This window comes from Embleya sp. AB8 (assembly GCF_049739465.1).
Lineage (GTDB): Bacteria > Actinomycetota > Actinomycetes > Streptomycetales > Streptomycetaceae > Embleya.
The window spans coordinates 74465-86491 of sequence record NZ_JBMHHY010000019.1; the positions used below are offsets into that span (position 1 = coordinate 74465).

Annotated in this window: 8 protein-coding genes and 1 pseudogene; 2 read left to right on the top strand and 7 right to left on the bottom strand. The window is 71.6% G+C overall.

Annotated features, from left to right (window positions below):
• Positions 1–293 precede the first annotated feature (293 nt).
• Both ABIA38_RS27465 and ABIA38_RS27470 read left to right on the top strand, forming a co-directional pair.
• On the top strand, positions 294–917 hold the full coding sequence (locus tag ABIA38_RS27465; RefSeq protein ID WP_424641525.1) for a hypothetical protein: 624 nt from the start codon (positions 294–296) through the stop codon (positions 915–917).
• 127 nt (positions 918–1044) lie between these two features.
• A pseudogene (locus tag ABIA38_RS27470) lies at positions 1045–1299 on the top strand (IS701 family transposase); the annotation flags it as partial.
• A 149-nt stretch (positions 1300–1448) separates the two neighbouring features.
• Here the strand turns inward: ABIA38_RS27470 and ABIA38_RS27475 are convergent.
• The 7 genes from ABIA38_RS27475 to ABIA38_RS27505 form a co-directional block, all read right to left on the bottom strand.
• Positions 1449–2303, bottom strand: coding sequence for a hypothetical protein (locus ABIA38_RS27475; protein WP_424641526.1), 855 nt, complete (start codon positions 2301–2303; stop codon positions 1449–1451).
• On the bottom strand, positions 2300–4177 hold the full coding sequence (locus ABIA38_RS27480; protein WP_424641527.1) for a GMC family oxidoreductase: 1878 nt from the start codon (positions 4175–4177) through the stop codon (positions 2300–2302). The genes ABIA38_RS27475 and ABIA38_RS27480 overlap by 4 nt, the downstream gene beginning before the upstream one ends.
• Positions 4174–4599, bottom strand: coding sequence for a hypothetical protein (locus tag ABIA38_RS27485; RefSeq protein ID WP_424641528.1), 426 nt, complete (start codon positions 4597–4599; stop codon positions 4174–4176). Before ABIA38_RS27485 ends, ABIA38_RS27480 begins: the two co-directional genes overlap by 4 nt.
• A gap of 391 nt (positions 4600–4990) precedes the next feature.
• Positions 4991–8338 carry a hypothetical protein gene (locus tag ABIA38_RS27490; RefSeq protein ID WP_424641529.1) on the bottom strand — a complete coding sequence of 1116 codons (3348 nt, stop codon included), beginning with the start codon at positions 8336–8338 and terminating at the stop codon, positions 4991–4993.
• A gap of 154 nt (positions 8339–8492) precedes the next feature.
• Positions 8493–9404 carry a GlxA family transcriptional regulator gene (locus ABIA38_RS27495; RefSeq protein WP_424641530.1) on the bottom strand — a complete coding sequence of 304 codons (912 nt, stop codon included), beginning with the start codon at positions 9402–9404 and terminating at the stop codon, positions 8493–8495.
• A 10-nt stretch (positions 9405–9414) separates the two neighbouring features.
• Positions 9415–10014 (bottom strand): cysteine hydrolase family protein, encoded by a 600-nt coding sequence (locus tag ABIA38_RS27500; protein ID WP_424641531.1) that lies wholly within the window; start codon positions 10012–10014, stop codon positions 9415–9417.
• A gap of 225 nt (positions 10015–10239) precedes the next feature.
• Positions 10240–11775, bottom strand: a complete 1536-nt coding sequence (locus ABIA38_RS27505) for a carotenoid oxygenase family protein (RefSeq protein ID WP_424641532.1) — start codon at positions 11773–11775, stop codon at positions 10240–10242.
• Positions 11776–12027: the final 252 nt, after the last annotated feature.

The following is a 12027-nucleotide window of genomic DNA, read 5'->3' on the forward strand; positions in this document are numbered from 1 at the left end:
GCACACCCTCGGACGCCCGGTCCGCGGCGAGGGAACGCATGCGAGCGCGGCCTGTCGACCGCCGAGAAGCACGGTCAGGCCGCCCGCCGCCCGCCGCCCACCGGGTCACCGGGTCACCGGGTCACCGGGCAGGCGGTCCCGCCGGCGTGGTAGGGGAAAGCTGGTCCGAGTAGGTGGAGTTGCCGCGTCGGGCGTAACGCCCTGGTTGGTCGTGGAGTTGGGCCGATGTCCGTGTCACCGTCCGGTGGGCTCCCATCGTCGCCGGCGCCGTCTCACCTCGGGAGTGTTCGCTCGTGAAGGTCCCCGTCCTGCGCGCCCTGGTCCTCGCCGCCCTGTGTACCGCCGTCGTCGCGCCCTCGACCGCGGCCCTCGCCCCACCGTCCGACAGGCCGTCGTCGGCGGTCGACCTGCCGCTGCGTACGGGCTCGCCGTACACGATGTGCCTCACCGACGCGGCCACCCGGCAACTCGCGGACGCCGGGATGGAACTCGAAGCCGTCGCCCCGGTCACCCTGACCACGACCGACGGCCACAGGTGTCTGCACTGGACCCTCGACGGCGGCCGACTCGAGAGTGACCTCTCCGGCCTGGGCGCCGTCTCCGAGGGCGGGTTCGCGCTGCGGAAGGGGAACCAACGGGCGGAGTTCACCCACCTGGTGGCCTCCCTGATCCTCGGCGACACGGATGTCCGCGCCACGACGGAGCACCTGGGCCGCACCATGCCGACGCTCTCCTCGCCGGCCTCCACGGTGAAACTGTCCCCGACCGACGGCATCGGCGCCGACAACGTCCCCAGCAACCTGGCCCCCGAGGCCACCCGGGCCATCACCACGGCCATCCCCGCCAGCCCGCTCACCCCGGGCCAACAACTCTTCACCACCAACGCCCACATCCCCCTCGCCCCGGCCCTGCCGTAGCCGCTGCCGACCGGCGAACTCGGCGGATCGGATCGGGGATTCACCACCCGTTGCCACGCCCGATCCGGCCGGCGCGCAGCGCGGGCGAGACCTTGCCCGGCACCGTCGCACCCGGCCTGCACGTAGTCCGTACACCCCGGCCCGGCACTTCCCGAAGGGCAGGAACGACGCGGGCTTCCCTACCAAGCCGCGGATCGGAGTGGAGTTGGTGGTGTGGGCCCACGACACGGGGTTCGTGTTCCGGGCGGTGGCCGCCGACTGCGCCTACGGCAACCAGGCGTACACCCCGGTCGACACCACACGCGCCCTGCCCTGGGGCGGGCCGGACCGACCCGGCGAGCGGACGGCGGTGACCCGCACGTTCCGCGACGGGCCCACCGAGGAGTAGGTGATGGTGACCTTCCGACCAGGGGCGAAGCCACCAACTCCGACACCGACCGGGGCCGACGTCACCGACCCCGGAGCCGGCGTGCGACGGCGACTTGCCGCCCGCGCAATCGGGACACGCGGCCTGGCCGGCCGCGGCGCTGGTCAGCCCGAGCGTGGGACGTAGTAGGGGCGGTTGTGGGCGGCGACGGGGGCCGACTGGTATGTCCAGGCCCCGGCGGCTGGGGTGTTGCCGACGAGGGTGATCAGGGCGGCGCCGACCGGGGAGGTCGGGTCGTGGACGGTGAGTGCCACCCGCTCCGCCGCGCCGGTCAGCGAAACGTACTGGTAGGGGTGGTAGACGTTCATGGGACCGGCCAGTGGCCGACCGGCCGGGTCGGTGCCGTAGCCGGTGATGGGTGTGTTGTTGACGGGGATCCGGGTCAGCCCGGTCAGGTCGGCCGAGAAGGAGAAGAGGGTGCGATCCTCGCGGTCGACGGCCGCGCCGGAGGGGGCCGGCGTGGCCCGCTTGCACGCGACGGTCCAGGTGTCGCCCGCCGGGCCGTTGAGGGAGGGAAGGGTCGTCTCGAACCAGGCCGGGTACTTCGGTTCGCCGTAGAGCTTCGTGCCGGCCTCGATGGCCAACGGGTTGTCGCACAGCACATGGAGTCGGGCGATGCCGAGCAGCTTGGTCTGGTCGTGGCCGTGGGCGTACTGCTCGTACGACAGGCGGGCGAGGCGATCGGCGCCCGCGGTGGGGTGGGCGACGATGCTGTACTCGATCTCCTGGGTGACGCCGCCTCCGTTCGGATACTGGGCGAAGTACAGCTGGTAGTTGAGGGTGACGCAGGCCCGGCCGGCGAAGTCGGCGGCGGTCAGGTCCGGATGGTGTTCGGTCAGTGCCTTGCGCACCGGTACCGGATCGACCAGGTAGTCGAGGCCGATGTTGTGCAGGGCCCCGTAGTGGAAGGGCAGTTGGTAAGGGGCGGCGACGGGGGGCAGGGTGAGATCGCCGGTCATGGGGTGTCTGCCTCCTGGGGAGTGGCCTGGTCGGGAGCGTTCCCGGGGGCCGGCGGGCGGATCGTGACGCACGGTGCGGACAGGTCGCGATGGATCTGTTCGGCGCTGCGGAGCGTGATCGCGGCCATGGTGAGCGTCGGGTTGGACGTGCCGAGGGAGGGCATGCTGCCGCAGCCCACCACGTAGAGGTTGGGGTGGTCCCAGGAGCGTTGCCAGGAGTCGACGACGGAGTCGGCGGGGCGTTCGCCCATGATGTGGGTGCCCGCGCCGTGGCCCGCGCCGCGATAGGCGTAGGGTCGGCCGCCGTACTCGAACCACCCGGGCTCCGCCGGCCCGGGTTCGTACCGGCTGTGATCCTCCGCCCCCAGGAGCGCGAAGATTGCGTCGGACACCGCCTTGGCCGCGACGATGCCCCTCTTCACATGCTCGGACAGGTCGTAGGTCAGCACCGGGCGCGGGTTGCCCAGCGGGTCACGGCGGTGGGGGTCGAGCGTCACGCGGTTGGCCGGATCGGCGCTCTGTTCCATCTCGAACTGCAGCGCGAACTGCCGTGCGATCCGGTCTCCGACGGCCTGTCGCAACTGCGCGCCGAACAACCCCCGACCGTTTTTGTCCCCTCCCGTGGCCGTCGGATTCCCCTGGCGCAGGAGGGTGGCGACCTCGTGGCCGGGCGGGCCGACGGCCCAGGTCCAACCCCAGTTGCCGATCTCGATGCGGAACGGGGCGCGGGCGGCCCGGGCGGGACCGAAGCGAAATCCCTCCAGGCCGGATGTCGAACCGGGTCCCCGGTAGGGGCCGGTCCGCTCTCGCATCAGGCCCCAGGTGAGCAGGACGGGGTGGTCCATCAGATTGCGACCCACCTGGTCACTGGAGTTGGCCAGGCCGGAGGCGAGCAGGAGTCGGGCGTTCTCGATCGCGTGCGCGGCCAGCACGACCACGGAGCCCCGCGCCACGTGCCGGGTGCGGGAACCGGGTCGGGCGGGGTCGTCGTAGCGCTGGTACTCGACCGCGCCGATCCGGCCGGCCGGGTCCGCCCACAGCCGGCCGACCACCGCGCGGGTGCGCAGGGTGACGCTCGGCCCCCAGCGTTGTTGCGTCCGCAGCGGGGTGTACTTCGCCCCCGTGGGGCAGACCGGAATACAGCTGGCGCTGCCCTGGCAGACGGGGCCGTGCTCCTCGGTGTCCGCGCTGTTGCGCGCCTGCGGCGTGCCGACGACGCGCAGTTCGACCGGGCGGGGGGACGAGGGATCCGTGACCTTGCGTCCGTCGAGCCGTTCGGCCAGCAGCCGGTCCAGGTGGCTCGCGGGGAACGGGCGGTGTGGGAAGGCGTAGCCGTCCGCGAGTGGCAGACCGACGAGGTCGCGCTGTTCCGCCGGGTCACCCGCGACGCCCAACTCGTGCTCCGCGGCTCGGTAATGCCGCTCCAGGTCCGGGTAGCCGATGGGCCAATCACGGCCGTACCCGAAGGTCGTGGTGTGGAAGTCCTCCGGATGCATCCGCGGGGTCAGTCCCGTCCACGCGGTGCCGGTGCCGCCGTTCACCCGGAGATAGCCGCTCGCGTACGGCAATCGGCCGTCCTGGATGAAGTATCCGTCGGTCCGGTATCCGCCACCGGTCCGGCCGGCCAGATCCGGTACGTCGGGCGACGACACCAGAGGATTGTCCGCGATCGCCGCGCTGGGGACCTTCATCGGTGCGGACCGGAACCGTGCCGCGTCCACCGCCTTCGTCGCACCCGGGCCGTCGCCGTCGCCCACGCCCGCCTCCAGGACCAGGACACGCCGGCCGAGATCCCCGAGCCGGCGCGCCACCAGCGATCCCGCGACACCCGCGCCGACCACGATCACGTCGAAGTCCTCGCCGCCGCGGGTCAACGGCCGCCACCCGCTGCCCTGTCGCCGGCCGGAGCATCGGCCCAGGTGCCGTAGCCGGGCCGGCCCACCCCGGGAACATGGCCACCGAGACAGCGCCAGACCAACCCGCCCGCATAGGCCCGTCCCGACACCAGGTGCGGCAACGCGCCACCGTCGTTGGCCGACGCCGGCCACTCCCCCAGGTACCACAGGCGGCACACGGCCCGCGCGAGTTCGCCCAACGCCACGTCATCGGCCAACGCCGTGTGCACCTCGACGTCCACCCCGGCCAGCCTGTCCATCATCCTTGAATAGAGGGGCGGTTCCACCCGCCGGATCACGAACTCCCGGTAGATCCCGGCCATGCCGGTCGCCGCCAGTTCGGCGGGGGCAAACCCGGTCAGCACGGCGGAGGCCGCGACGAACCGCTCGGTCTCCTGCACCGGAACACTCGTACTCCCGTGCGGATCCGGCGCGTTCACCCGGCCCCCCAACCACGACCGGCACACTCCCCGCCGATGATCAACGCCATCGCCCAACCCTCTCCCTCGGGTCACCCCACCGGCCCCGGCGCCTCCGATCCGGCGGATCAGCCGAGATTCCTACCTCCGTACAGGCCGGTTCATGCACCGACATCTCGCCCACTGTGAATCACGGGATACCCAACGTAATGCACGGCGCTCGGGGCAACCGGGGCATCTCGAGGAAGAGTCCGAAATGTGGACCAGTGCGGCCGGTCCTTCGGCGACTGCCTCATCTGCGAAGGACCGGGCATCGACGGCCGGTTGGAGGTCGTCGCGGCGTGTGTTCCGTAGGTGAGCCGTGCCGGACCCGTCAGGCGATCGTCTTGGGGGAAAGCGCGTCGACCATGGTGATGCCGCCGCACGACCCGTTACCGAGGTAATCGATGGCTGCGTGCACGGCGCGCACCCACTCGGTGTCGGCGAGCGCGGGCAGACTCAGGAATCCGAACAGCGGCGGCAGGGTACCGACGAACGCGCCGGCGATCGGCAATCCTCCGGAGACGTTCTTCCGGGCGACCGCCCAGCTGACCCAGGCCAGGGCGCAGACGCCGGAGAACGTGACGAAGAGCGGGGCGATCGTGCCCCACAGGGCACCCGGGACGAAGGTCGCGCAAATGGTGGCGAGGTATCCGAGGGCCGTGCAGACCGGTCCCGCGACAAGCCCGGCATCGAGCAGCATGTCCGTCTTCAGGGCGTTCAAGCCGGTGGCGTCGGGCAATGATCCGACGGCGGTGAGGCCGGCGATGACCAGACCGATGAAGGAGACGCCCGTGGGCAGCCACTTGGTGACCGGATTCGGATCCTGCGGATCGAGGACGTCGAGCCAGGCCAGTGGGATAGCCTGGACGATGGTGGCGAAGCCGGCTGCGCCATTGCAGTACTTGGCCGCGGCGGGCGGGGTTGCCCCGACGTACGGGGTGGCGTGCTCGGCAGCGGCAACGTGGGCGGGGGAAGCGGGCTCCGACTGCCCCGGAAGCCTGCCATCGGGGAACAGGCGCGCATCGGATCGGCCGGTCACGATCTTGTAGCCGATCGTGGCGGGGAAGGCGATCAGCAGGGCCAGCACGCCGCCGAAGCTGAGCCTGGTGTCGTGTTCGTGTCCCGCGGCCTTGGCCATCCACGCCCACAGGGCGGCGAGCGGGCCCCAGTCCAGCGGCTCGGACGTGGTCGAGGTGAGCTCCCCGAGCCCGCTCTCCAACAGCGTGAGAATGTCGACGGCCACTGTCCTGACAAGCCGGATCAGGGCGATCACGAAGGCCTTGAGCCGCTCGACGAGGTCCGCGAGGTCCATCGCGGCCAAGCCGCCCGGAGCGCGCAGCAACGGCTCCAGGAGCTCGAACAACCGGCTTGTCTCCTCCTGAAATCTTGTCGCGATCCCCGCCACCATGCCGACGAGGTCGGCACTGCCACCGGAGAGCGCGGGCAGATCGGGGGCACCGGCGTTGTGGACCTTGCCGGTGAACCACCGCGACTGTGGGTCGGAGCCCGCCTGCGTGAGACCCGGGTGGGACGACGCGAGACCGGATCTCGTGCCGTTGATCGTGACTCCCGTCAGTTCCGCCTTGAGCTTGTCCAAGGCGCCGGCAAGCTCGTTCTCCTGCTTCGCCAGCCATTGGTCGGCGTCGTCCTTGACGGAGGTGATCGTCTTGCCGAGGATCGTGCCGGCCCGACGGAATGCCTCCTCCACGGCCATCTTGGTCTCCCAGATGTCCTTGAAGTGGAAGAGCGCGGTGAGCCAGTGCATGATCTTGGTGGCTTCGGCCCCGATCCGGTGCAGTACGGAGACGATCGCATGCGTCGCGGTCTCGACGCCCTCGACCACCAAACGGGCGTCGTGGTCCAGTTCGCGGCCCAGCACGGTCAGTTCCCGACAGACCCAGTCCTTACCTTCCTTGAACACTTTGCCGACCTGGACCAGGCCGTGCTTGACCCCCTGCCACAGGTCTCCGGCCAGATGGCCGAGTCCCTCCAGGAGTCCCGAATACGCGACGATGTCGGCCGGGGCCCGGTGCGGTGCGGCCGGTTTCGGTGATGTGGCGAGACCGTGGGCGGCGATCTCGCCGACCGTGGCGGCGCACCGCGCGAGCGCAGCGCTGCCGGTGCCGGGGGTGACGAACCCGGCCGCGGCGAGGGCCACGCCTTTGCGGTCGAAGTGGGTGAGCGGCCCCCGGGGGTCGCTCTCGCGCAGCGTGCCGGTGCCGTTGAGGTAGGCCAGCACTTTCGCGCCCGGTCGTATTCGGCAGGCGAAGTCGTCCGCTTTGAGCAGCAGTTCGGGTGCCGCGAGGGTGTCCGCCCGCAGCGTCAGCGTCACCCGCCCCTCGGCGTCGGTGATCAGCGCGGTGGGCGCGGCGCCGATGGTGTGCATGAGCGGCGGTCCGTGGTGCCTCGGGTCGTTCCAGAACACCTCGCAGTCCGTCGAGGCTCCGTGCGCGGCAAGGGTGACCGGGTGCAGGGGCAGCGGCACCCCGGCGGCATCGCACACCAGCGCCTCCACGCGGTGGAAGGCGCCCTCGTACAGTTTCCGCCCGTCGTTCGGCGGCAGGACGTGCACGCCGCGCCAGTGACCGGTCCGCCCGTCCCGGATGTCCAGGCGCAGGTGTCCGCCGTCGGGTGCGTAGGAGAACAGCGCGGTCTCACCCAGGTATCCGCCCGTGGCCGCGATCCCGCCGACGTTGTCGTCGATCGGCGCGGGAGTGTGCCAGGCGTCCGACCCGTCTCGGGCGCGGCGGATCACCCACAGTCGATGGTGGTTGTCCACGGCGTACAGATCACGGAACAGCAGGGGTTTGGCGGAGGTCCCCTCGCGGCTGAGGTACGAGAGCACCCGCGTGAACGTGACGTCGGCCGGCAGGCCGGGAATCCCCGCGGGCTCCAGGGGACGAGTGGCCCAGGCGGACCCGAACGTGCCGGTGGAGAAGGAGCCGTCCGTGTTGAGCACCAGCACCGTGGCCTGGTCGCCGTCGTCGTTGCAGGACAGCTCCACGACCTGGCGCGGACGCTTGCCCGGCTGGGACGCGACCCGGTACACGTGCGAGTCTTCGGCGCGCGGCCCCACCACGCCCAGGTCGACGACGTTGCTCTCGCCTACCATGGCGGCGCCGAACAGGTACTCTCGTGCTCCCCCGGACTTGCGGGTCCCCGACACCAGGCGCTCGTTCGGCATTTCGACCGACCTGGCCTGCCACGTCGGCGCGGTGAAGCACACGACGTTGGCCGCGTCGGCGCGGGTGCGTGCGTAGACGAACGGCCGCGTCCGGCCGTCGAACGATGTCTCCAGCGACGCGAAGACGCCCGGCCCCAGCGGCTGGGCCCGATGCCAGGTCCCGTCCGGTTGGAGTCGGGACCGGTATGCCTTCCCCCGGTCGGTGAGCATGAGGCACCACACCGTCGAGTCCCAGACGCAGGCGACGATCTCGACGGGCGCCGCGTCCAGGCCGAACGTCACCTCCGACACCGACCAGCCGTGCGCCGCCTCGGGGTCGCGGACCACGTGACGGACCTTGCGTACCGGATCCGCGGCGCCGATCACCAACGCCTCCAGCCGATCCCATGCCCGCCCCCGGGCCGGGTTGCGGAACACCGCGACCGGCTGGGGCGATCCGACGTCCACCGGGATCCCGGACGCGAACAACACATCGTGCATCAGCACATCCGACACGGATACCGAACCTGCCCCGGGTAACTTGCCCACGCCATCCCCCACTTCGACCCGCCGGCTGCGCTGCACAGCCGGTCGGCACCTGCGTGCCTGCCCGAGCCACAGCGGCGACAAACGGCATCGGTGCGGGACGTGGTCCCGCGTCCTCGACCGGTCAGGTCGCGCGAGCGCGCAGGCGGCGCAACATGCGTGGGTCCTCGAAGCCGACCGAGCGGGCGGCGGCGTCGACCGTCGCGCCGTGGCCGATCAGGTGTTGGGCACGTTCGAGGCGGAGTGTCTGCTGGTAGCGCAGCGGGGTGAGGCCGCCGGTGGCACGGCTGAACAGGCGAGTGAGGGTGCGTTCGCTGACGCCCACGGCCGCGGCCAGGGTGGGCAGGGTCAGCGATCGGTCGAAGTGGGCGTCGATGAGGTTCTGGGCGCGATGTACGGTCTCGTCGAGATGGGAGCGGTGCCGCAACATCGCGCTGGTCTGCGGTTCGTCGCCGTTGCGTCGTGCGTAGACGACCATGTCCCGGGCCACTCGGGCGGCGACGGCCGGGCCGTGCCGGGTGGCGATCAGATGCAAGGCCAGGTCGATGCCGCTGGCGATGCCGGCCGAGGTGACCACCCGGTCGTCGGTGGTGAACAGGACGTCGCGGACCACGATCGCCCTGGGATGGCGTCGGGCGAGTTCGTCCTGCAGGTCGTGATGGGTGGTACAGCGGCGGCCGTCGAGCAGGCCGGCCCGGCCGAGGGCCTCGGCCCCGGCGCAGACGCTGGCCACGGTGCCGCCCCTGGCATGGTGGTCTCGAAGGGCCTGCAGGGAGGCCGCACCGATGGCGGGGCCGGCGGCCAGGGTGGGTGCCTGCCAGCCGGGCACCACGATCAGGTCCTCGGGGCCGAGCTCGGGCCAGTCCAGTCGGGCCACCAGCGGCAGTCCCTGGGCGGTGGGGACCTGGGTCCGCTCGGCGATGTAACTGAGCGTGGCCGGGTGCCCGAAGTCCGCGGCCGTCGAGAAGGCCTGCGCGGGGCCGGCCAGATCGAGGAGATGGACTCCGGGCACGAGGAAGAAGACGATGTGGTTCACGATCCGGTCATCATGCCCCGGACGCGGCCGCGGCTTCCAGTTCGTCGACGGTGGTGATCGTGGCGAAGCGGCCGGCGAGCGCGTACTCGGTGCGCCGGATGATCTCCTCGGTGCCCAGGGTGCGGGGGTCGGCCAGCAGTTCGGCGACACTGCGGTCGGCGGGCGCGTCCCGGTGCGGGATGGGGTTGGTCGCGGTGGCGTCGATGACGAGGGTGACCGAGTAGCCGAGGTCGCTCGCGACGCGGGTGGTGGTCTCCACACACTGCTCGGTGCGGATGCCACAGACGGTGAGTTCGCGGACGCCGCGCTCGGTGAGGAGTTGCTGCAGGTTGGTGGTGGTGAAGGCGTTGTGCGAGCTCTTGTGGATCAGCGGTTCCCCGTCCTCGCACCGCAGTTCCTCCAGCACCCGGACCTGGCCGAGGGCGGGGTCGAAGACATCGCCGCTGCCGGGCTCGGAGTGCAGCACCCACACCACCAGGTCCCCGGCCCGACGGGCGAGCCGGACCAGTCGGTCCACTCGGTCGGCGATCCTCGGGTCGGAGATGGTCTCCCACAGCGGGCGGGCACGGAAGGATTCCTGGACATCGACGACGATCAGTGCTCGGGTCATGCCCCCAAGCCTGACCGGCACGGCCGGGGCGGCGACAGGCCGCATCGGGTCCGGATGCGGACCGATCCGGTCACGGCCGGTCGGGTCGGGTGGCGGCTCGGTGCGTGCCGTGGCGTGGCCTCGGCCGCCGACGCCGACGGCAGCGCGGAATCGCTGCACCGGCTCGGGGCTCGCGACACGATCTCCCGCGACTGCGGAATCGCCCGAGCCTCGTGTCCGCCCGGTTCACTCGGTCGGTATCCAACTGCCGTGGAAGCCGAGCGGCACCCGGACGGGGAGGTGCACGCGGGCGATTGGCTCACCGGTGAAATCCTGCGCGGACAGGACGACGAGGTCGGTGCCGTCGCGTTCGGGACGGTTCACGTACGCGAGGACGTAGCCGTCGTCCTCGGCGGGTCGCGCGTGCGCGGGTGTCGCCGGACCGACGCCCGCGCCCGGCTCGGCCGGGACGAACACCGGCTCGCTCGCGTCGGCGCCGCGCGGGAGTCGGTGCACCTGTGTCGTACCGCGCAGCAGGTCGTGCTTGACGAGCGCGTTGCCCGCTCGGACACCGGTCTCGCCCACCGTCGGCCCGTAGGCGCGGAACAGGTCGACGGACGCCGCGGTGTAGCCGTATCGGTGACGCCTCCCGGCGTATGCGTCGTTGATCCGGGGGAACTCCTGCGGGCGATCGTCGACTCGCTCGGTCCGCACGACGCCGCGCACGGGGTCGATCGTCCAGCGATGGAGCGAGGGTGGTCCGGCCGCGGCCGGACCGCCGAGGCCGCGGCCGGCGACCTCGAAGGGCGCGGGCATGCTCGTGAAGTCGACGACGACGCGCCCGCCGTCGTCGTAGGCGTTGAGCGTGTGCGAGAAGTAGAACGGCGGGATGTCGAACCATGTGGTCGGGCCGCCGGCCCGTGGCAACAGGCCGACCCGGGCGGGGTGTCGATCGTTCCAGGCGTAGGGCACGAGGGCCCCGGCACGGGCGGCCTCGGGATCGAAGGTGATGGGGTTGTCGAAGAGGACGACGTACTTCTCGGTGAGGCCGAAGTCGTGCATCATCGGCGAATCCGCCACGGGGATGCGCGTGGTTCGGGCCACGTGTCCGGCCCGGTCCAGCACGATGTGGCGCACATGGTCCCACTCGATGGCGTAGGTGACCGCGTGGAGTTCGCCGGTGTACGGGTCGAACTTGGGGTGTGCCGCGAAGGATCCGTCGAGGGTACGGTCGAAGTCGCACGGCCCGACGGTGTTCAGGTCGCCGTCGAGTTCGTAGGGCAGCGGCCCGCCCTCCTGGAGCGCCAGCACACGTCCGCGGTGCCCGATCACGTGGGTGTTGCCCGCGAAGTCCTCGGCGGGGGGCGGTTGGGGACCTCGGTATCGTTCGCCGAGCTTGGCCGCGACATCGGCGGAACGGACCCAGCGGCTGCGGTACCACTCGGCGCGACCGTCGCGCAGCCGGACCCCGTGGACCATTCCCGCGCCCAACATCCAGTGCTGCGCCCTGGGATCGTCGAGGCCCAGAACGTTGGGGCCGTTACGCAGATAGCGGCCGTCGAGCGCGCGCGGCAGACGACCGGTGACGGGTAGGTCGAAGGCGGTGACCTCCTCCCGCTGAGGGGTGAACGCGCCCTCCAGGAACGGGAATCGGCGGCGGTCGACGGTGTCGGGATCGGCCTGCGGCGCGGGTCCGGCGGCGAACGCCGGGCCGGGTGCGCCGAGGACGACCGCGGCGAGCGCGCCGCCGCGCAGGACGGCCCGGCGCGTGGGTTTCTTCATGACGACACTCCGTTTCGTGGGCTGCGCGTCCAGCGTGTCGCGGATTCGACGGCGCGACGATGGCGCTGCGCCCCGGGGCCCGGTGGGCCTGGCCCCACCCCGCCCGAGCCTCGACTGGGTACGAATCCCCTCGGCCCGTGGCGTGTGCGGGGACCTCGAGACACCGCCGGCCGCCGCCCTCACCCGGTCCGCGCGGTGGCGCGCAGCCGCGCCGGGCCGCGGTCGCCCGCCCACGACGCCGCCCCTGTCCGG